The sequence below is a fragment of the Ktedonobacter racemifer DSM 44963 genome (assembly GCF_000178855.1).
GTDB classification, from domain to species: Bacteria; Chloroflexota; Ktedonobacteria; order Ktedonobacterales; family Ktedonobacteraceae; genus Ktedonobacter; species Ktedonobacter racemifer.
Window position 1 is genome coordinate 2,986,404 of the sequence record NZ_ADVG01000001.1, and the last position, 21,703, is coordinate 3,008,106.

20 protein-coding genes are annotated in these 21,703 nt (G+C 52.5%); 9 read left to right on the plus strand and 11 right to left on the minus strand.

The features are described 5' to 3' along the window. The first annotated feature begins 103 nt into the window (after positions 1-103). Entirely contained in the window at positions 104-1,159 is a 1,056-nt protein-coding gene (locus KRAC_RS12720; RefSeq protein WP_007907504.1) for an N-acetyltransferase DgcN family protein, read from the plus strand. Between the two features lie 68 nt (positions 1,160-1,227). Here KRAC_RS12720 and KRAC_RS12725 read toward each other — a convergent pair whose 3' ends face one another. The 8 genes from KRAC_RS12725 to KRAC_RS12760 all read right to left on the minus strand — a co-directional run bounded on the left by KRAC_RS12725 (position 1,228) and on the right by KRAC_RS12760 (position 11,396). Next, positions 1,228-1,875, minus strand: a complete 648-nt coding sequence (locus tag KRAC_RS12725; RefSeq protein WP_007907505.1) for an ATP-dependent Clp protease proteolytic subunit — start codon at positions 1,873-1,875, stop codon at positions 1,228-1,230. Between the two features lie 17 nt (positions 1,876-1,892). After that, on the minus strand, positions 1,893-2,561 hold the full coding sequence (locus KRAC_RS12730; protein ID WP_211221270.1) for an ATP-dependent Clp protease proteolytic subunit: 669 nt from the start codon (positions 2,559-2,561) through the stop codon (positions 1,893-1,895). 206 nt (positions 2,562-2,767) lie between these two features. After that, positions 2,768-3,781 (minus strand): dipeptide epimerase, encoded by a 1,014-nt coding sequence (locus KRAC_RS12735; RefSeq protein WP_007907507.1) that lies wholly within the window; start codon positions 3,779-3,781, stop codon positions 2,768-2,770. Between the two features lie 261 nt (positions 3,782-4,042). Beyond that, positions 4,043-6,505 (minus strand): peptidase domain-containing ABC transporter, encoded by a 2,463-nt coding sequence (locus tag KRAC_RS12740; RefSeq protein ID WP_211221271.1) that lies wholly within the window; start codon positions 6,503-6,505, stop codon positions 4,043-4,045. Positions 6,506-6,917: 412 nt separating this feature from the next. After that, positions 6,918-7,286: an HlyD family secretion protein gene (locus KRAC_RS71140; protein WP_157506405.1), complete on the minus strand. Its 369-nt coding sequence runs from the start codon at positions 7,284-7,286 to the stop codon at positions 6,918-6,920. 383 nt (positions 7,287-7,669) lie between these two features. Further along, positions 7,670-7,918, minus strand: coding sequence for a hypothetical protein (locus KRAC_RS12750; RefSeq protein ID WP_007907510.1), 249 nt, complete (start codon positions 7,916-7,918; stop codon positions 7,670-7,672). A gap of 452 nt (positions 7,919-8,370) precedes the next feature. Continuing rightward, positions 8,371-9,405 carry a 3-oxoacyl-ACP synthase III family protein gene (locus KRAC_RS12755; RefSeq protein WP_007907511.1) on the minus strand — a complete coding sequence of 345 codons (1,035 nt, stop codon included), beginning with the start codon at positions 9,403-9,405 and terminating at the stop codon, positions 8,371-8,373. 194 nt (positions 9,406-9,599) lie between these two features. Beyond that, positions 9,600-11,396 (minus strand): thiamine pyrophosphate-binding protein, encoded by a 1,797-nt coding sequence (locus KRAC_RS12760; protein ID WP_007907512.1) that lies wholly within the window; start codon positions 11,394-11,396, stop codon positions 9,600-9,602. 724 nt (positions 11,397-12,120) lie between these two features. On the opposite strand from KRAC_RS12760, the gene KRAC_RS65815 reads away from it, so the two are divergent. Both KRAC_RS65815 and KRAC_RS12770 read left to right on the plus strand, forming a co-directional pair. Continuing rightward, on the plus strand, positions 12,121-12,666 hold the full coding sequence (locus KRAC_RS65815; RefSeq protein WP_157506407.1) for a hypothetical protein: 546 nt from the start codon (positions 12,121-12,123) through the stop codon (positions 12,664-12,666). A 30-nt stretch (positions 12,667-12,696) separates the two neighbouring features. After that, positions 12,697-13,773 (plus strand): hypothetical protein, encoded by a 1,077-nt coding sequence (locus tag KRAC_RS12770; protein ID WP_007907518.1) that lies wholly within the window; start codon positions 12,697-12,699, stop codon positions 13,771-13,773. Between the two features lie 264 nt (positions 13,774-14,037). Here KRAC_RS12770 and KRAC_RS71145 read toward each other — a convergent pair whose 3' ends face one another. Beyond that, positions 14,038-14,271 (minus strand): hypothetical protein, encoded by a 234-nt coding sequence (locus KRAC_RS71145; protein WP_157506409.1) that lies wholly within the window; start codon positions 14,269-14,271, stop codon positions 14,038-14,040. Between the two features lie 299 nt (positions 14,272-14,570). Here KRAC_RS71145 and KRAC_RS12780 point away from each other — a divergent pair, with 299 nt between their 5' ends. From KRAC_RS12780 to KRAC_RS12795, 4 genes are all read left to right on the plus strand, one after another. Then, complete coding sequence (locus tag KRAC_RS12780) at positions 14,571-15,146, plus strand: HD domain-containing protein (protein WP_007907522.1); 576 nt, start codon at positions 14,571-14,573, stop codon at positions 15,144-15,146. A gap of 174 nt (positions 15,147-15,320) precedes the next feature. Next, entirely contained in the window at positions 15,321-15,731 is a 411-nt protein-coding gene (locus KRAC_RS12785; protein ID WP_007907525.1) for a hypothetical protein, read from the plus strand. 34 nt (positions 15,732-15,765) lie between these two features. Then, entirely contained in the window at positions 15,766-16,323 is a 558-nt protein-coding gene (cas4, locus tag KRAC_RS61400) for a CRISPR-associated protein Cas4 (protein WP_007907527.1), read from the plus strand. A gap of 145 nt (positions 16,324-16,468) precedes the next feature. Further along, positions 16,469-17,707: an ornithine cyclodeaminase, nickel-pincer nucleotide-dependent gene (locus KRAC_RS12795; protein WP_007907529.1), complete on the plus strand. Its 1,239-nt coding sequence runs from the start codon at positions 16,469-16,471 to the stop codon at positions 17,705-17,707. Positions 17,708-17,762: 55 nt separating this feature from the next. Here KRAC_RS12795 and KRAC_RS12800 read toward each other — a convergent pair whose 3' ends face one another. Then, positions 17,763-18,743 carry a helix-turn-helix transcriptional regulator gene (locus KRAC_RS12800; protein WP_007907531.1) on the minus strand — a complete coding sequence of 327 codons (981 nt, stop codon included), beginning with the start codon at positions 18,741-18,743 and terminating at the stop codon, positions 17,763-17,765. Between the two features lie 129 nt (positions 18,744-18,872). Here KRAC_RS12800 and KRAC_RS70205 point away from each other — a divergent pair, with 129 nt between their 5' ends. Further along, positions 18,873-19,187 carry a hypothetical protein gene (locus tag KRAC_RS70205; RefSeq protein WP_085954393.1) on the plus strand — a complete coding sequence of 105 codons (315 nt, stop codon included), beginning with the start codon at positions 18,873-18,875 and terminating at the stop codon, positions 19,185-19,187. Here KRAC_RS70205 and KRAC_RS71150 read toward each other — a convergent pair. Continuing rightward, positions 19,091-21,244, minus strand: a complete 2,154-nt coding sequence (locus KRAC_RS71150) for a serine integrase family protein (RefSeq protein WP_007907532.1) — start codon at positions 21,242-21,244, stop codon at positions 19,091-19,093. The two genes, KRAC_RS70205 and KRAC_RS71150, sit on opposite strands and share 97 nt — an antisense overlap. A gap of 184 nt (positions 21,245-21,428) precedes the next feature. Here KRAC_RS71150 and KRAC_RS12810 point away from each other — a divergent pair, with 184 nt between their 5' ends. Then, positions 21,429-21,638: a helix-turn-helix domain-containing protein gene (locus KRAC_RS12810; protein WP_007907544.1), complete on the plus strand. Its 210-nt coding sequence runs from the start codon at positions 21,429-21,431 to the stop codon at positions 21,636-21,638. Positions 21,639-21,703: the final 65 nt, after the last annotated feature.

The following is a 21,703-nucleotide window of genomic DNA, read 5'->3' on the forward strand; positions in this document are numbered from 1 at the left end:
GACTGCTTAATCGGCATTGGCATTGACATTGGCATTGACATTGGCATTATATAATGGGAGCAATTATAGTGGACATTTTTATATTTTCAGAAGGAGCTGCGCTATGCGAAGAATTGTGATCCTGGCGGAGGCAGCCTTTACGCTGCACAGAGCCAAGACAGCGACTGGCGTCATCCGGTATAGCAAGGACAAAGTGGTCGCCGTGATTGATAGCACTCACGCGGGCAAGAATGTGGCCCAGGCCCTTAATGTCGCCCTGGGCGAGGACATCCCCATGGTGCGTGATATCAACGAGGCCCTCCAATATGAGCCAGATGCGCTGATGATCGGCATTGCCCCGGTGGGGGGCGCGCTGCCTCCAAGCTGGCGCTGGCAGCTCACCACAGCCATAGAGCATGGCCTGGACATCATCAGCGGCCTACACACCTTTATTTCCGACGACGAGGAGCTGCGCACGGCGGCAGAACAGAAGGGCGTCATGATCTGGGATGTACGCCGTCCCCAGGGACAACCTCGCGTGGCCAAGTTCGCACCCCACCGTTCTGGTAGCCACACGGTCTTGATGGTTGGTTCCGACTGCTCCGCGGGCAAAATGACCGTGGCCCTGGAACTCGAACGCGTCGCGGCCCAGCGCGACCTCAATGGATCCTTCCTGGCGACAGGCCAGACTGGTATTATGATCTCCAACAATGGCCTCCCCATTGACCACCTCATCAGCGATTTTGTGGCGGGCATGGTGGAGGAACAAGTACTCCAACTGGCCGAGGAACATGATTGGGTCTTCGTCGAGGGACAGGGTGCGCTTAATCATCCCGGTTATTCTCCCGTAACCCTGGGACTGATCCACGGCTCCGCGCCCGATGCCATGATCTTCTGCCACCTGGCAGGCGCAAAAACCATTGATGGCTATGAGAATTGTCCTCTCCCATCCCTGCAACGCCTGATACACATCAATGAAGATGCTATCGACTGGGTTCGCCAGGATGGCAAGTGCAAAGTCGTGGGCCTGGCACTGATGACAGTTGGGATGAACGACGAGGAGGCACAAGCCGCCATCAAAGCCGCCGAGGAAGAGACCGGCCTTCCCACTACCGACGTCATTCGCTTTGGCGCCGAGAAACTGATGGACGCACTCCAGCAGCACTTCTCCGCTCACTAAGCATATAGTGTAATTGCAATAAAAAAGTTCTCGGCTGCACGTGCAGCCGAGAACTTTTTTATTGCAACTCAAGACTCTAATACTTCGTCTATCAGGCCGTACTCTACGGCCTGGTGCGCTGTCATATAGTTATCGCGATCCGAGTCCTGGGCAATGCGCTCGACGGGCTGTCCAGTATGCTTAGCCAGGAGTTCGTTGAGTTCGCTGCGCGTGCGAATAATTTCACGCGCCTCGATCTCGATGTCGGAGGCCTGGCCCGCGATCTCGCCCGAGATCAATGGCTGGTGAATCAGAATGGTCGAGTTGGGTAAAGAGAAGCGCTTTCCCTTCGCGCCGCCCGCGAGCAGGACTGAAGCCATGCTCATGGCCATGCCCACGCAGACTGTCGAGACATCCGGCTTGATATACTGCATGGTGTCATAGATGGCCAGACCCGCCGTGACGCTTCCCCCTGGCGAATTGAGATACAGGCTGATGTCCTGCGAAGAGTCCTCGTGCTCCAGGTAGAGCAGGAGCATGATCGTCTGGTAAGCCACCATATCATCAATAGGCTTGCCGATCAAGATGATACGATCCTTTAACAGCAGGTCTTCAATGCCATAGCTGCCCTCACGCCCCCCGCGATACTCATTGCGAATAGAGGGAATCGAGCGCAAACCCTCGCGCTGCCGCCGGGGATCGTGGGGGTATACAATGCTATCCATGATTTCTACCATATTTGCTGCCTTTCCGCTTACTGCGCCAATTCCTCGCGTGTAATCACTTCGTCGACCAGGCCGTACTCGACTGCTTCCTTCGCCGTCATGTAGCGCCTGCGGTCGGCGTCCTGCATAACCTGGTCGACGCTTTTGCCAGTATGTTCGGCCAGAATCTCGTACAAACTCTGGCGCTGGCGTAGCAGCTCATGGGCGCGAATCTCGATGTCGCTGGCCTGGCCTTTGACCGAACTTAAGGGCTGATGCAGAACGACCTGCGAGTGCGGCAGGATAAAGCGCTTGCCTTTGGTGCCCGCTGCGAGCAGCACAGCGGCCACGCCCTGCGCCGCCCCCAGGCAGACCGTCGTGATCTCTGGCTTCAGGTAGCGCATCGTATCATAGATGCCCAGGCCATAGTAGAGGTTGCCATCCAGGGAGCCATGACAATTTATATACAGGCTAATCTCTTTGGAGGCATCGTCACTCTCAAGGTAGAGCAGGACGCCAATCAGGTAGTTAGCAATTTCATCATTGATAAAGGGAGGCACAAAAACAATCCGCTCTTTCAGCAAGCGCGAGGGAACTTCATTGATACGTGCGGATTCTCTGCGGTACGAGGCCATATTCTCAATAGAGGGGAATGGCTGCCTTGCTTGCGCGAGGATATCGCCCTCTTCATTGCCGGGAGTTCTCCTGGCTACGTCCATAACATCTCCTTTGCTTCTCTCGTGCGAACCCGGTTCGGCCTGAGTAGTGCAATCCTGTAAGAGATACATTACATGTTTGATCGTATGATAATTTAAGAATAGACATGTGTCAATATGATTTAAATTGAAGATTGAAAGAGGTAGCGTATGAGCGGGCGACCGCCTGCTCATACGCTACCTCTTTCAATCTTCATCAATACGAAACTTTAGCGGGGTTTGACACCGAGGCCGGGTCCCTCGGGGAGGACCAGTTTGCCTTGCTCGACGGTGACGCCGGTATAGGGATCGTCGTCAATGAGCAGGTTGCCATCGAGGTCCGCGTAGTCGACCAATGGTGTCAGGTGGGCAGCGGCGGTGATGGCGAGCGAGCTCTCGATCATACAGCCAAGCATAATCTTTAAGTCGTGCGCGCGCGCGACATGGATCATCTTCAGGATCTGGGTGATACCATTGCTCTTCATCAGCTTCAGATTGATGCCATCAACGCACTCGCTCAGGCGAGGAATATCCGTCAGGGCCACGGCGCTCTCGTCCGCGATAATGGGCAGGGACACATTATCGCGAATCAGCTTGAGGCCTGCCAGATCGTGCGCGGGGATGGGCTGCTCCACAAATTCAATATTGTAGGGCGCAATGGCATTAATATTTTTGATCGCTTCCTTAGGCGTCCAGCCAGCATTCGCATCCACGCGAATGACCGCGGAAGAGACCTCGCGAATAGCCTTGATGATCTCCAGGTCCTGTTTGGTACCAACCTTGATCTTCAAAATAGGGAAGTCCTTAGCGAGCAGAGCCTTCTTAGCCATCTCGGTGGGTGTATCGATACCAATGGTAAAGGAAGTGTAGGGCGTGCGTGCCGGATCGAGGCCCAGGAGTTTATAGAGCGGCACCCCCAGCTGCTTGCCCACAAGATCATAGAGCGCCATATTCACGGCAGCCTTCGCGGCGGGATTACGACCAATCACCTTGTCCAGGCGGCTCATAATGTCATCGATCACAAATGGATCGTCGCCCAGGTTGCCCGCGAAGAGTGAGATACAGGCCAGAACGGTCTCGACACTCTCGCCATAGTAGCGGCTGGGCGCGGCCTCGCCATATCCAATATGCTCGCCATACGTTAGTTGTACCTCCGCGTTCGCGGCGACATGCTGCACTGAGCGCGCGATACGAAAAGGCGTAGTCAGCTTGAGATCAATAGGCTTCGCGTCAATATGGATCATATGCTCCTCTTTCCTCGTCTAACAGATGTATAGGTTCTCTATATTCTAGCAGCCAGACAAGCCGAATGGAAAGAGTGAGAACAGAGCCTCTCATTCTCCTCTGGCGTTCGCCTCGGCTCGCAAGCTCACGGGGTAAGGTGTGCCTGGTAGTGGGATGGCGGAGCCATCCCACTACCAGGCACACCTTACCCCGTGAGCGCCACAGGCGCGAAAAGTCAAGCCCCGAGAGAGAGCGAGAAGGTCTCCTCCTTTGAAACAAAGCTACGCGGCTTCAATCTCACCGCTTTCAATCTGGCTCTGGATCAGTTGGGCATAGTAGCCTCCTCGACGCAGGAGCCTTTCATGAGACCCCTGCTCTACAATACGCCCTTGATCCAGCACCAGAATCAGATCCGCGTTGCGAATGGTGCTTAAGCGATGCGCAATGACGACCTGCGTACAGGAGAAGCGAGAGAGATTTTGTTCTACCGCGCGTTCGGTTGTGACATCGAGCGCGCTAGTTGCCTCATCTAATAAAAGGACTGCTGGTTGGTGAGCCAGGGCACGAGCCAGAGCCAATCGCTGGCGCTGCCCACCGGAAAAGGAACTTCCTCCCTCAGACATGACCGTTTCATACCCCATGGGCATCTTCTCGATATCCTCATGGATAGCTGCCAATTGTGCTGCTCTCATCACATGTGCCAAGTCCATCTCTGGATGATTGAGCGCGATGTTTTCGCGTAAGGAGCCACTAAAAATGAAGGATTCTTGCAGAACAACTCCAAATTGACTGCGAACATCGCGATAGTTCAACTCTTGCAGTGGTATTCCATCAAACGAGATCGTGCCTTGCGTTGGCGTGAGCAGCCCAATCAACAATTTCCCCAACGTACTTTTGCCTGAGCCTGTTCTCCCGACCAGCGCAACCCGCTGCCCAGGAGCAATATTCACCGTAATATCTTTCAAAATCAGCGGCGTTTGTGGCGCGTACTGGAAACTCACATTGCCAACCTCGATGCGACCAGTCAGCGTTGGCGGTGTACGCACCTGCTGCGGATCTTGTTCAGGTTCGGCCTCAAGCACATCGGCGATACGCTCGAAGTGGGCGCCAGCAATCTGCAATTTCTGTCCACTCGATGCAAGCGAACTGAGCGGCATCAGGAAGAGATTTGCCAGCGTATTGAGCGCGAACATCGTGCCAAGAGGCATCGTGCCATTGATGACTTGCAGCGTTCCTATCCAGAGCAAGAGCGTGGGGGATAGATTGTAGAGCAATTCGAAGATCACCCCAATCAACGAGACCAGATAATTGCGGCGAATAGAGATATTCATCTGCTCAAAGTACAAATTCGTCCAGCGGTCGAATGCGCGCTCTTCAGCACCAGCAGCCTTGAGGGTAGCGATACCTGCCAAGGTTTCGTTCAGGTAGCCCTGCGCTTTCCCCTGAGCTATGAGTTCGCGTTGCATAAGCCTGCGCACAGATGGAGCAGTGAGCAGTAGCAAGCCAATCTGAAATGCGCCAATGAGTACCGTCACGCCCGCGATCAGTTTGGATAACCAGATCAAGGCAATCAGAGAAAGAAGCACACTGCTGCTATCGAGTACCGTCGAGACCAATTGGCTGGAGAGAAGATCGCGGATCGCAGCGTTACTGCTCATACGAGAAAGTAAGTCACCACTTAAGCGAAGCTGGAAAAAGCGATATGGCAAACTGAGCAAATGGGTAAAGAAGTGCTGCGTCATTTGCACGTCAATGCGCGTTTGCAGATAAATAATCAACGTGGCACGCAAAAGCTTCGTGATGCCTTGCGCGAGAATCAGCAGGAGCATTCCCACACCAAGCAGCATGAGAAGATCTCGATTCGCGGATGGAATGATCGCATCGACCGCCACTGCTGTCAGAAGGGGGGCGCAGAGGCCAAGCAACTGCAATAACAGCGATGCAGCAATGATTTGGACAAGAATGCCGCGGAGAGACAGCATGGAACGCGCATACGTCCTCAGGGAGAAAGAATGCTGGGAAGATTGTTGCGTAAACTGAGGTCCTGGCTCGACCATAAGGACCACGCCCGTGAAGCCTTCTGCAAACTCGGCGTGTGTGATGCGTCGACGCCCAACGGCTGGATCAACAAGGTCAACAGACCTCTTCGACCAGCGTTCAACAACCACAAAATGATTAAACTCCCAGTGTATGATAGCCGGAAGGGAGACAAAACGGAAATCCTCGACCTTTAAAGAGACCGCGCGCACCTTGCATCCATACTGGCGCGCGGATTTCGCAATGGCACGCGCGGACAAGCCATCCCGACCGACGCCACAACGCTCCTGAACATCTGAAACACTGGTGACATATCCATAATAGGTGAGAATCATCGCCAGGCAGGCCGCTCCACATTCAACTGCGGTCATCTGTCTCATTTCAGGAACGCGACGGAGGTGCTTTACACGGCGAGGACGAGCAGAATCCTGGGTGCGCGTTTTCTCTGTTGTTTGTCGCGGTTGCTCGTGCTCCTGCGAGGGTCGCACCGAGGGATCGGGCCGACGTTGAGAAGCGTTGGCGACATCGACCCGCTGTCTCTCCTGTAACGTCCCAGCCTCTTTCTGTCGGCTGGGGAGTGACAGGATGGCCGGATGCGTCGTACTGTGCTTCCCAGTCTGCGGACTGGGTGAAACTGATCTCGAGACGCCTGTGCTTCTGTGATGGCTAGGTAGGGAGAGCAAACGCGGCCTCGAAGGTGTCTGCATTTCTTCAGTTGAGAATAAGCGCGAGGGATCAATCACTATGGTTTTAAGAGATACCACAGGTAGTGCAGACTCTGCCACAAGTTCTTTGAGTGCCCTCATAGGATGGGTGGGAGTTTCAGCGCTAGTGCGTGTCGGAGAAACTGGCTCACACGGCAAACATCCACTATCCCCCTGTTCATGGCTAGGTAATGATAATCGAGGCTGCACAGCTTTCTGCCTCTTGCTCGTCTGATGGGCATCATAAATAGCTCGAGCGGTGTCATATCCCTTCGGTATATGTTTTTCCATAAGCACAGCATCCCCTATGAATGTATTCTCCCCCTGGTAACGAAAAAGCAGGGTTAGGAACGTGAAACTACGCCCCTTTAAAGTGGTCATACATATCGAAACAGCTGACACCTTGTGTTTCCAACTACGAAACGAGTTGGTTGAGGCCAGGCAACAGAGAAAGCACACTCTGTGATCCAACCCGGACACGAGCTGAAAATGTACTCCCTGCGTAGAGATCGGCTGAGAGAGTAGCATCAAGGCGTATAACCGCCGTTACAGAAGGCTCCGCAACCATCGATGCGCTTTCACCTTGAAGCTGAAAACGAGTGCGTATATCCAGAGGACTCATCACACGTGGCTCAAGGGACGCAACGACACCTTTACAGGGTGTTGCCTTTGGGCCAACACGTACGTCGACAAGTTGACCAGGATGTATCTGCTTCTGTTGGCTCGTTGGCACAAAGAGCACCGCGACGATGATCGCTCCATGTGTGGAGTTTTGTCGCGTCACAATCCCCTGCCCTTCCACGAAAACCGGGACCTGCGCTCTCCACGCCAACAAACCTGCCCCCAGAAAAAAAAGCAAGAGCAGCCAGGCGAAAATCCACACTGGAGGTCTCGACAGGCGTAGGATGATGCCCTGTTTTTGCTTCTGAAGATACCGTTTATACGCATCTTCGCGAAAAATCGAACGATTTGAAGAGGTCATAGAAAACATGGTACACTAAGGGCCAGTTGGTAAGTGCGTGAAACACCTTACCAACCGGCTGGAGAACTCTACTCGTAATGCATTTCCCAGTGACTACGAGTAGAGCAGCATTTCAGAAATCATATGATAGACCACATAAAAAAACGTCTAGATGTTTTCCCTGCGTTCCATCAGTCAATGCGTTGCTAGAAGCCGAGATCAGTGCCAAGACTAAGGTTCACGCTACCAGCAGGAGTCTGTGCGCCAATGTTCGCACCACCCGTCACATGAGGGAGGCTTGTTGAAGTCGCCGTCGTCGTGGCATTCGAAACCGTGCCGTTGACTGTATTCAAGGCCGAGCCCAGGATACCGCCAAATAGACCGGAGCCACCAGCAACCTGGTCCAGATCCTCATCACTCAACTCCTGGAACATGATCTTCTTCTCGTCGAACATAAAATCCTCCTTGACAAACTACTAAAAACGAGTGATCGGCCATCTTTCCTTAGATGGGTCACCATTCTCAAGTTCAGGTCGATCAGCCTTCCCATAACCAGGCATCATAGCAACTGTCCGCATGGAGTCGCGATGGAAGAGTATGGGAAGCGACCTTTTCCAAGTGTCCAAGAACATTCCCACTACATAGGCGTTCTTGAAACTATGGATAGTATACCTATCTCAAAATAGTCTTTAGCTCACGTCATCTTCAGTGTAGCCGGATGGTACTACTAATTGGCGATAAAATCCACAAAGGATGAGTTTCTCCAATGCAATATACTCAGCATTATTAATAAATCAATATCTTTTATTTATCGCTCTATAAGCTAGAAAGTAGAGCTTCCTCTTCTCTTCGCACCGTGAATATGAAGCCCCCCCTTTGATACACCCGCGGCTATATCCTGGCACGCTTAATGGTTATGCCGCTTTAGGAGTAGCGCTGTTTGATGATAGCCTACGCCAACTGCCGCGAGCACCAGGTAGTCAGCCGCGATATTCAAATAATGGTAGGCAAGTGTGACTGGATAGGAGGCCAGGGTCAGGTTCCCAAACTGAGCCTGGGTGTCCAGATATTGTCCTGGTTGAAGACGCTCTGCCCAGTGATCCATCAACACTCGCGATGCCTGGTGGGTAATGAGGGCGATGTCCTTCCCCGTCAACCCATGTTTATTGAGCAAGGTTTGCACCATGGTGGGTATTCCCTCCATCGCGGATACCTGGAAGGAATAAATACCTGTATCCTCCGTAATTTTGTATGTCGCGCGCGGAGTATCGCGTGCTTGCATCGTCATCGCACCATATTGGAAACTCAGCGTTTGTGTTGCGTAGTCAATCAGTTCATAATCTGCATTTGGGCCAACGACAGCAGAGCCTGCCCCATCGCCAACACTGAGCGCATGCCCTTGCGTATAATCCATATAGTGGGTCCAGTTGGTCCCACAGGCGATCAAAGCGTGTGCGCTCCATCCCGCTGCAATGGCAGTACATGCTTCAAGCACACCAAGCAAAAAGGTACTAAATTCGTTATTGATAGGTACAACCAGGGTGTGGTTGGGAAGTTGGACGCCTTGATGCACCAGATAAAGGCTATTGGGTGTATAAAACTCTGGGACGGACGCATACCCATAGAGCCGATCAATCTCTTCTGGAGTGACCTGCGCCCGTTGGAGCGCTAACCGAGACGCTTCAACCATCAATGGTTCAAGCCGTTCACCTTGAGCCAGGTACCGCCTTTCTTTCATGCCCGTGAAGAGGTCCTTTTCGGCAATCCCCTGGGCATTTGCTATCGTGATTACCTGACGAAAAATAGGATCGTCATTGCCGCGAATATGCGGCGGAACGCTAAAGCCGCAGCCTTTGATTCCGATGCGGTTCACGTTTTTCTTCTGCCTGCTCTGGAACATTTCCTTGGGCTGGCTAGCAAGATGTTTCAGTAACTGCTGCATGCCTGTTCTTCAATTTCTTTGCAATTTATTCATCTACATAGTGATGCCAGTAATGTACGCACCAATACATAGTGATGCCAGTAATGTACGCACAAAAAAAGGGTCACGCTGTTCCAAAATGAACATTCAAACAGGCCGCGAACCAGGTCAACCAGGTTCGCGGCTACCGATGACGTAGTGTCACGCTGCGGTGCCTACTCTTGTTTGCCAAAGAAGGCAGTCAGTGTATCCGCACGTTGTTGCAAAGAACGTGGGACTTCTTCGAGATCAACCATGACTTCAATCACACAAGGCACCTGTGCCTCAAGCGCGTGGCGCAGGGCTCCTTCAAACTCGGCAAGATTCGTAGCTTTAAAAGCATCAATACCGATACCCCAGGCGATAGCGCACACATCCAATGGGGTGCCAAACGTCGTCAGATATGATTGCCCATTGAGCAACTTTTCGCCGTTATACACCATTCCATGTCCCCCATTGTTGAGGACCACCCAGATGATCGGTAAGTGATATTCCGCAGCCGTATGGATCTCCATACCGTGCATGCCAAAGGCACCATCTCCAAGCAGGGCAACGACCGGTCGTTGGGGAGCTGCGACCTTGCCGCCAATGGCGGCGGCGATAGCATACCCCATCGACGCCGTATTGGTTGCGCAAAACACTGTGCCGGGTTGGCGGGCTTCATAAAATTGACCAGCCCACGAGAGGCAGTTGCCGTTATCGACAAAGAGCAGCGTCTCGTCAGGCAGTGCCTCATTCATTTTCGAGACGACTGCTTGCGGCTTGAGAAGAGAGGCCCCTTGCTGGAGCATTTCGGCACTATAGTAGCGAGGAGTCTCTGCCCGCATGTGTTCCAGCACACTGTCTGTCGGGCGCGGTCTTTCCTGGTGGTGCAGGGCCAAGGTACCAAGTGCCTCAGCAAGCGCTTTGAGGATCGCCTTCGCATCGCCAACTACACTCTGGTCAACGGGATAAATATTGCCGATAGTCAGGGGATCAAGATCAATCTGAATGATCGTGCGATGAGGTGGCGCGAGTCTCTTATCCCACCCGTTCGTCTGGAACTCCCCCAGGCTCGTGCCAATGATCACCAGAACGTCGACCTCTTCGGAGTACAAATATGCTTCCGCTAGGGGATGACCGCCGAAGCCAAACACTCCAAGCGAGAGTGGATGCCGCTCTGGAAAGGCACTCTTGCCCTTCAGCGTCGTGGCAACCGGAATCTGTAATGCTTCCGCCACTCGCTGGAGAAGAGACCACGCGCCAGAAAGATTCACCCCATGCCCAACGAGCAAGGCGGGCCTTTTCGCTGTTTGCAAGGTGGTAGCCACGCGCTGGATCGCCGCTGGATCACCCGAGGGAAGGGTGTGCGTAAAAAATTTTGTCACAGGAAGCCCATCATCGGGAACGGATTGCTTGACCACATCGGCAGGAAGATTAAGATGCACCGCCCCAGGCCGCCCAGTCAAAGCAGCGCGGATCATACGGCGGATCACATGCTGCATCTGTTGACCACTCTGGAGCATCAGCGATAACTTACTCGCTGTGCGATAGGCCTCAACAATATCGATGGTCCGGTTCCCGCTGCTACTATCTTGCAACCCGCCTTTGCCAAAGGCGCTTGTCGCGACCTGACCGGTAAGAGCTAACACAGGGATTGAATCACTCGTTGCGCTAGTGATGCCCGTCAGCAAGTTCGTCGCACCAGGGCCACTGGTCCCGCAGCAGACACCCAATCCACGGCTCACACGTGCATATCCCTCGGCCATAAATGCGGCTCCTTCCTCATGTTTGGCCAAAACGGGTTGGATACGCTGCCGTTGCGCAAGAGCTTCAAAGAGGGGTACAAGGGGGCCACCTGGAACCCCAAATATATGGGTAACGCCGACCTCCTCAAGTGTACGCAATAAAATATGGATGGCAGGTGATTCCAGCGTGGCAGGTGTGGTGAGTGGCTCTGTCACAGTAGAGAACACAGTAGATGTTTCCGACATGATTATACATAACTCCTTTCACTGGCTATATCCAAAACAGTAGGGCACAAGGAGAAGACATTGCTGGTGGCTCTCTGCCAAAATCCCGAGATTGTGTTGCGATGCACAGGAAAGAACAGGACAATCTAAGAAATTCCGCCAGGAGGAGAAAAGCACGTATTTAGAAAAAATGTTCCTTTCTCTACAATTTGCAAACAGTTAAACTCTATTTGTATATACCACCTCACCAATATACTGTCTAGTCATCTTCTCATAATAGCTAAAAAATGCTATAACGCAGATGTATATATATATTGATCAGCATAGTAAAAACTCAACTATTCATACATGACTAATTTACTAGCATTATATAGGCAAATTTTGGGGAGTGCTTAACGCTACAAAAAGTGAATTTTAGAGTCAGGATAAGCGCGGCTCAAGGAGCTTGTGAAGCCAATCGAGTAAATTTATGTTTGCGTCTTTCGAAAGAAACGAAGGCCAGTATTGAGGTTGTAACAGAGCCTTCATCGTACAAATTTTATAGATTCCCGCTTGTGAATATGCTACATTTAACCTCAGTTGCATGGAGTAGAGGTTCTCCTGGCTCCGGTCGGCCCTTGTCGTCTTCTCCCGCCGTGAAAAGTGAAGATCGCCGTTTTACGGTGCTCAAATGCACCATACGCTCTACAAAAAGCGTGGAGAGAAGGCGATGCCAGCATTTTCAGCGATGGGTAAGAGATGCAGCATGAGTAAAGATCATTTTGATGCGAGCCTTGGCTTAGCTTTCAGTCTCAGCGTATTTGAGCGATATCGGAAAAATGGCCTATTGCAAGCTGAGCTTTATCATGTACCTGGCGTTCGTGGGCGTTGTACGGGATACATACAACTCGTTGAAGGAAAGGTGACTTCTTGTTATGTTAAAGCGAGGAGTGGTGAACATTATCCAATGGCACTTAGTACCCTGACCACCGTAGATAACGAGAAGGGGCCATTTGAGTGGAAACTCATATCGCTACCAGCACCACCTTCATCGACGCCACCAACATCACAATTCAACGCTCCTCCTCGCCAGGAGCACAGTGCTCCTATCCCTAGAATCGTTGCGCCGCTGGATATGACAACACTACATAGTTGGACAGATCAGCACAAACTGATGTTAACAACGGTGTATAGAGCGATTGATGGACAGAGAAACGTTGAAGAGATAAAGAGAGAGCTGCCACTGCGGCCAGAGGTCACAGAGGAAGCGATTCGCGTGCTCTTGGCCCTCAAAGTCATCACTATAATCTAAGCTTTATCGAGAAAGGATAGACACACCTCAATGAACAAGGATGTATCCAATCGAGGATGGTCTCCCAACGAACTGGTGGACCAGAAAAGCAAGCGACATGGGCTGTTTCAATGGTGGTATGACAAGACCTCCATCCCAGACCCTCCTGTAAATGCTTCCTTCGCGCAGCGAGAAGCCGCCAGAAAATCACATTTGCTCTCAACGATTGTCTTCTGGCTCCTTGTAACCTTTATTTTATTTATCCCTGGCTGTTTCGCGTTGCCCAATCACTATGTAATTTATGCGGATCTGGGCATGCTTGCCCTCTGCATACCTGCACTCTTTTTTAATCGGGCCAAAAAACCGCAGATCGCGGGCATTCTGCTCACATTCGCGTTCGAGGCAGCACTCACCATGGTTGTTTTCACGACCTGGCCCCTCGACGAACCGAGCATCCAACAGTTTGAATTATTTGTCTTTGGTGAACTACTCTGTGTTTCGCTCCTCGCTCCAGGCACGGTCTTCATCGTAATGATCTATAACATGGCCGTGATTACTGTAAGTCTGCTTTGGCAGCCGCATGACCCGGTTCTCAATCATGACCTGGCCTCTCAGCTCATTCCCATGCTCGTTCGGCCTGTGGGCGTACAACTGCTCGTCGCGTTTGTCGCCTTTTTGTGGGTCAGTGGAACGAACCAGGCAGCTAAGCGTGCTGACAAGGCGGAGATGATTGCCAAATTGGAGCATGAACTGGCGGATCAGAAGCAAGAACTTGAGCAAGGCATTCAACTCATTCTGGAGACCCATATCGAGGTGGCAAACGGCAACCTGAACGCGCGCGCGCCACTTAACCAGGGAAACGTTCTCTGGCAGATTTCAAGAGCGCTGAATACCTTACTTATTCGTTTCCAGCGAGCAGCGCAAGCCGAGAAAGATCTGCAACGTGTGGAGTATGCGGTCAACATGACGGTTCAGTCAATTCAGCATGCGGATGCTCGAAATCAGAATCCACGCATCAGCGTGACATATACACAAATTGACCCACTTATTGCAGCCTTGCAAGGCAAGACTATAGATTTCACGGCGGTTCCTTTTGACCCGCGATCCTCTCAGAGAGCGAGGGAATAAACAGAACAAAGGGAGGTGATCTTTTCTAATTGCTTGCCCTCTTGCGTCAACAAGACGTGGCAAGGAGTCCCCTGACTTCTATGTTGGAGTTGCCCCAATTCAGTAAAAGCCAAGAACAGAAGGAAGGTTTCCTCCTCCTAGGATTTCACCTTCACAAAGTTGCGACAACACAAGTTATTGTGTTGTCGCAACTTTTTATAAGAAGCACTTTTGTTCGGACTTCTCGCTGAAAGCATGTAGACTTGCGCGGGTACTACCATCGTTTCATCGGTCCACACAACCCAGCACAATATTTATGCTCCCTATGATCGCAAAGGTAGGAGTTCCAGGATGGAGTCGCTCCTCCATCCCCTGGCCAAACTGCTTCTGGACAACGCGCTCATAATTCTGTTGTTGAAAACGTCCATCGACAGCCATAGTGGGGCTGACCTGAGTCGTGGCCTGTTGATTAGGCGGGAAGGGAACCTGGCAAAAGCTCTTGAGGAGGGGATGCCCCACGATGAATTTTGGCGTATTCAGGTGAGCTATCTAGACGTACCTGAATGGCTTTTTTCGCTCAATGCATATCTTCGTGCTGCATGTTATAATACACTACCAATATGACCAAACTGTTAGCCAATGCGCTTTTCTGCTCAATCTAGTAAGATCTTATTCCGAAATCCAACCCCATTCGGGGACGCGCGTCACTCACGTGACTAGCGCTTCCCCCATTTCCCAATTCGGGGACACGCGGGGACCACCTTCAGGTGGCACGGCAAGCGCGCTCAGGTTTTCGGAGAAGAAGTAAAGGGAATAGTATGCCAACACGAAAAGATGCATATACACTGATGACAAGCCATGTCCAGAATATCAGCCTCCAGAGGCACATGCTCTCGGTTGAGGCCGCTATGCGTGCCTATGCGCGTTCTTATGGTGAGGACGAAGAGTTGTGGGGAATAACGGGACTCCTCCACGATTGCGACTATGAGGAGTATCCCGATCTGCACCAGCATACGCAGGTCGCCGCAGTCTGGCTGGGTGATGCTGGCTACGACAAACGCATTATTTACGCCATCCTGGCCCATAATGATCTCAATCTTGAGACGCATCCGCGCACGAATCTACTCTCCAAGGCGCTCTATGCCTGCGACGAGATCACTGGGATGATCACAGCCACCGCCCTGGTGCGCCCAGATAAGAGAATCCACGGTTTAGAGGTCTCCTCAGTGCGCAAAAAGATGAAGGCCAAGGGCTTCGCCGCTGGCGTGAACCGTGAGGACCTGGTCAAGGGTGCCGAGGAGCTAGGCGTTGACCTGAACGAGCATATCGCCTTTGTGATCGCGGCCATGTCCGCCGTCGCGGAAGACCTGGGTCTGGCAGGCATAGCCGTTTAACGCCTTCACACGTAATAATTAATACACCATCACACGTATAATTTGTAGGGGGCCATGCTTGCATGGCCTTAAACCCGTGAGCCAGGCATTCTGCTCGCAGGAGAAGTCCAAGCAAGCTTGGGCCCTACAATTGGCTGGCTTACCCAGCAAAGAGCTTTAGGAAAGTCCAGGACTATGCAGCAGCGACGCAAGCCACAGCATCAATCACAGCATCTCTTTACGGCCAGTGAGGTCGGTTCCTTTGAGTACTGCTCGCTCTCCTGGTGGCATGAGCGCTATGACCCCATGGCGCGGGGCAATGACGATGAGCTTTTCGCGCGCCTGGTGGAACTGGAGGAGGAGCACGATGCCCAGGCGCCCTCACTTCCTGAATACCAGGTCATAGAGCAACTTCTGCTCCGTCGAGGTGCCTTTGAAGAAGGGAAGGCACAACATCGCGAGCACGCGGAAGAGGTCGCGGAGCGGAAGGAGGAGCGTATCCTGACGCCCAGTTCCAATGATGCCATGCGGCGCCTGGTGTTCGTCATCGTGGCCCTGGTCGTCCTGGCCCTGGCGCTGATCATTGCCTCGGCCTTTCTGCATTGAGTGATTTGGTTACTAAGCAAGAGGGGGTATTTTGGTGGGGAACATCCTGTTACCAGGAGGTCTGGGACTCTTACTTTTCGCGTTAGCCCTGCTCCTGCTCTGGCGTAATGAGCGTGTACGCCAGCAAGAGCGGCTGCACGAAGAGTACAAACAGGCGCTGGGCCTGCCCGGTGAACTCGTGTATGAGGACGCCGATGGACAGGGAGAGACGCTCTACTCCAGCAACTATCCTCTCATTGGCAAACCCGATTATATCGTGCAGCATCCCGATGGGAGGCTCATTCCTATTGAGCTGAAACTGACCGTCTCAGGCGTGACACAGCCCGATAGCAACCACGTCATGCAGCTTATTGCCTACTGCCTGATCCTGGAAGACTACTCTGAGCTTCCCCCTACGCATGGCATCGTGCGCTATGCCGACCGCGATTTCACCATCGACTATACACCCGCACTACGCAAGAAGGTTATCCGCCTGCTCTCAGACATGGAACAGCGTGGCCCCCAGGATCCCCCACCCTTGAAGACACAGCGCGCCAGCAAGTGCCGGGCCTGTGTCTTTCAACAAATCTGCCCCATTGGCCGAGATAAGTAAGTAGAGCATGTATGTAAGAAAGCAAGTCTAACCCCTTCTCATCCATTGATTGACAAGCCTTCTATAGAGGGGCTACACTAGCAGCAGAATCATCTATTGGTCCGACGAGAAGGGTCTTTCCCTTATAAAAAGCGAGAACATATCTATGGGTACATTTCATGAAGTAGTGGAGTTGAGTGGACATATTATCGACTCCTGGTCGCTTCCACGCGCCTGGGATACCATTATGGATCGTGGTGGGAACTTCACCGTCCAGGAAATTAGCATCGGGAAGCAGAAGTCAGAGTCGAGCTATGCGCGTTTCCAGGTTGAGGCTCCCGATCCCGAAACGCTAGAACTCATTATTTCAGAGCTACAGCAATTTGGAGCCATTCTGGTTGATGCTCACGATACACAGACCGAGATGGTCACCCAGGATGGCGTCTTGCCACCCAATTTCTATTCGACGACCAATCTGCCCACGCAGATCCGCATTGGTGGCAAGTGGGTCCTGGTAGAAAATATCGAGATGGACGTAGTGGTGGTGGTCGAGGCTGAGAAGCAGCGAGCCTACTGCAAACCCATGCACGAGGTGAGCAAAGGCGACCAGGTTGTCGTTGGACACAAAGGTATTCGCGTACAACCCTACGAGCGCGAGCGCGGGCATGAGACCTTTGCCTTTATGCAGAGTGATGTCTCATCCGAGCGCGCCAAGGTCCTGGCCATCAAAAATATCGCGCGCCAGATGCATGAGATACGCGAACGGGGCGGCAAGATCCTCTTCGTACTTGGTCCCGCCGTAATCCATACTGGCGCGGGCCGCTATGTCGCCGAGTTGATCCGCCGCAACTATATCCACGCCATCTTTGGTGGCAATGCCATCATTACGCATGATATTGAGTCCGCGCTCTTTGGCACCTCCCTGGGCGTCAACCTGAAAACGGGCGAGCAGGTCGAGGGCGGGCATCGTAACCATCTGCGCGCCATTAATGCCATGCGCGGCGTCGGCTCGCTTGAGAAAGCAATTGAGATTGGCCTGCTGCGCGAGGGTATTACCTATGAGGCGGTGACACGCGGCCTCCCCCTGGTGCTGGCAGGCTCTATCCGCGATGATGGCCCAATGCCTGGCGTCATCACAGATATGCCAGTCGCGCAGCATCATATGCGCGAGGTCGTCCAGGATGTCGATATGACGATTATGGTTGCCTCGATGCTCCACGCCATCGCCACGGGTAATCTCCTGCCCGCACGTGTGCGCACAGTCGTTGTCGATATCAATCCAGCGGTTGTGACCAAGCTGGCGGATCGCGGCACCTTCCAGGCCGCGGGGCTGGTCACGGATGCAGAGCTCTTCCTGCGCGAGCTCCTCGAATCGATCAACCAGTTGGAAAAAGAACTGGCTTAAACAAGTTGTTAGTGGGACGGGGCCAAGCAGGAGGCCTCATCCCACTAACAACTTGTTATATCTGCTCTCGACGGCTCGCCCGTTCCGCCAGGTCACGCATTCTCTCAGCCTGGCGGAAAAGCGCATCACAGAGCGCCTGTGGCTCACGTACAATAAATGGACAGCACAAACCCGCCAGGTGATACGCCATCCAGTCGAGGTCGTCGGCGTAACACTTAAATAAGACCTGCCGCTCCTGGCCCACCACCTGCTCCAGTAGGGCCATAGTAGGCGAGACCATGCTTTGGGCCTCCTCTAACGTCGCCTCCAACACAACTTCGATATACCAGCGCGCAGGCGTCATAGGAATGCCCCTTGTAACATACTCAAGGCAGTTAAAACCTGAGGGGCGCGTAAAGGGCCTCTCGCCCATACTGGCCTCTAACACCCGATCCAGGCGAAAGCTGCGCAGATCCTGGCGCAGATGACAATAGCCAACCATATACCAGTAGCCCATGCGATAGACCAGGCCGTATGGGTCTACCTCGCGCTCAGAGATATCCCCTTTGAAGGCCTGGTAAGATAAAAACGCGCTCTGCTCAAGCTGGGCCGCCGTTGAGAGGACAGAGATGACTTCAGCCCGCGCCACACCCTTAGCGTTCAGGCTCTGGAACTCCAGGGTGTTCTGGAGGGCTTGCATCTGTCCACGCAGCTCCAGGGGCAAGACACGCTCAACTTTGGCCGCCACCCCTTCAACCGCGGGCGTCGCCTCGGCCAGCCCCAGTTTACGCGCGGCAAAGAGTCCCAGCGTCAGCGCCAGGGCCTCATCATTGGTAAACATCAATGGAGGGAGCTTGAAGCCTGGGCGGAGATGATATGCGCCGTAGCGCCCACGCCCACCTTGCACAGGAATGCCCATGCTCTGCAACATTGTGACATAGCGCCGAATGGTACGCACATCTACCTCCAGGCGCTCCGCCAGTTCGGGGCCACTTATGCGCGCACGCGATTGCAATAATTCAAGTACCGTCAGGACGCGTGTCGTGGGGAAGTACATGTGACTGTTCCCTTTCTCAAGATCTTTTGCCAGGGTAGAGCCAATCAGGACTTATTATACCCTCTTTTGAAGGTATACTCAAAGGCAAGACACTATCAGGCTAATTTTAAAACAGGGTGGGACCATACGATGACGACAATCCATATCTCACGCGAGCATGCGCGGCGCTTCCTCACCAGCTACCACTTTCGTCCAACCGACCTGGCCGGAGTCTTTGAGCGCCTGGGCACGGTCCAATATGATCCGCTCAATCCTGTGGGACGCAATCCCGATCTGGTTTTCCAGGCACGCATTCCTGGCTACCGGGTCGACGACTGGCAGCACGCGGCCTATACCCAGCGCATGGTTTACGACGCCTGGGACAAGCAGTCTTTTCCACCCAAGTATCGTTCAACAATCCCTTCCAGTCCATCCATTGTTTCCGGGAGCACCCAGAGCGCGTAAAGGGGGGCCGCGCTCTTTGCCGTATTGCTTATGGCCTTTTTTATGTATTCTATGGTGGTTTCGTAATCCCTGAAGAGGTATTCCCCATCCATCTTAGGCACCATATCCCTGTAGCATATGCCCACGCATACGCCGGGGTCGGCTACCACCTCTCTCTTGATACCCATTAACGCCGTTTGTCCCTGGATAGACTGCCACGTCCTACCCGGCAGTAGCTCCAAGATTTCCATGTAGTTCGTGCGCGGATAATGCTGCCTGATGATTTCTTTTTCTTCTTCGCTGAACTTTTCACCACGGCTAGGCGATGCTTTCCAGACATATGCCACGTCCAGGCGCGGGCATACAGCATCCAGCCAGTCAATAGACAGGCGTATCCAATGAGGTGAAACCACCTCAATCTCTATCCGGTTGATGAGCAGGCTAAAGGCTCTCTGCCTCTGGTCTAAGTCAAAGGTAGGCCATACCGATTCAAAATTGCCAAGCAGGGAATGCAACTGCTCGATTTCTTCCGGGCTATCCACCATCCCCAGCTTTTCCTTCTTGGACTCAAGGGATTTCTGGCGTTGCATCAAATCATGCTTTTCTTCTTCCAGCATTTCATACATAGGATCATCAACGCTGGTTTTCATGCGCTTCTTGGCATTCTCCGTCAATTGGGTCTTGATGCCCTGTATCTGCTGCGGAATGCTGACGAAATCCTCCGATTGCTGGTTATAGACCTGATCCAGCGTTGTTTTTACCTTGTCACTCATCGTAATGTCAGCGTTTTCAAGCGCAAGAAGGCGTTCTATGACGATAGTGTCAAAGGCGTTTCCCGGAATACAGCACCAGCGCCTTTTTGTCATCTGGTTGTTGCGTTTACGGTATCCCAGATAGTTAAGCGTTGATTTCTGTTCGTAAATTTGCTCATAAGAGGATATAAATGTCGTTTCATCTGGCGAAGGAGGCGTGAGAATAAGTTTGCCGTGAAAAAGCAAATCGGGCGGCGTTTCGCGTGTTTCCTGGATACGTGTTTTCCCTCTGTAGTTATCAATAAGCTCGCCTTCCAGCGTATAGCCTTTCAGCCTGGCATACCCTTCAGCAAACAAGGCATAGTCGAGAACGGCAGGGTGATTATCGACTATGACATCCGGCTTATCATCATCCGGCTGCCACCAGCCTATCAGCATCTCGTTTGTGAACAAGTCTCTTAACGTCTGGTCAGAGCGGGGCTTATACCCCACGCCCGGAATGCGATGTATGCAGGTCTTGATCAGATATTTTTCCCTGTCCTCATCGGGGATTTCAGGAAAAAGGTAAGCCATCCGATCGACTTCCCGATTAAGTTTACCGATATTCCAGTCCAACGCCTGCGCCCTAAGTGCGAGTTTGCGCATCTCCTGTGCCCACGGCTCATAAATCACGATAACCTGGTTTTGCTTTTGGCCTTTTACCGCAAGCCCAGGAGGCAACAGCCGCCCATCATATCCGCCTTTATCCGCTTTGTTCTGCTTGCATTGCAGCATGTATGCTACATGGCCTGCAATGTAGCCGTAGGCTTCGCGCATTTTATCCTGAAAAGCTACTAAATCTCGGTAGCTGGTAAAGTCATAAACTTTGGTGCGCTCATCGCTGGCGGCAGACGATATAGGCGGCACAATGACCTTAATCCGCTTTTCTTCGGCCAGCTTCGTGAAAACGCCTACCTGATCCATGTGTTTATTGCGGAAAATCCGGTCTTCCCTCGCAAGAACGATGGTTCCTATGATGCCCTTGTGCATATCCCGGTAGAGGCGATCTAGCTCCGCACGCTGATCAATGCGCTTTTGACCTGATACGCCAGCGCCTTCATCGTATAGCTCAACCTGCGGTTCCGCGTTGCCATAAAGCAGCTTGGAATATTCTTGCAACCCTAGCTGGGTTTCCCTGCTTTCCGCCATTGTGGTATCAGCACCGCTCTTCGATTGCCTTACCAGCACGGCGGTCGTTCGTGTTTTGTCGATTTCCGGCAACACTCCGGTGTAGTTGTTACGGCGGTCTTCCACCTGACGGAGTTTGAACGCCTTGGGTTGCGACATTCCTTTGCCACCTTTCGAATATCAGAAAGCCCTTATCTACTCATTTTACAACAATACCTGTGTTAATAAATATACCATAGAATGTATGGTTTTGCTATCATTTGATGGTAAAAGATTGACATATGGGTGTATGTGATGGCATACTAGGATGGTAATAAATCTTTCTTTTTGGAGTGCTTAACCTATGACTTTAGAAGATTACAGGGTTAAGCTTGGATGGTCGAAGGCAAAGTTTGCCCGTGAAGCTGATATTGACGTAAGAACCCTCAATGATGCAATAGCCGGGAAGCGGGTTTACAAGGCGAAAGCTGGCCAGATTGCCAATGCTATCAGCAGGGGACTAGGCCGCGAGATAACCTATAAGGATATTGAAGGGCTGAATCTGGCTGACTAACCATCCAGGCTTAAAGGAGGTGATGCCAAGAAACGCCAAGGCGCAGAGCCAAGGCGTTCCTCAGA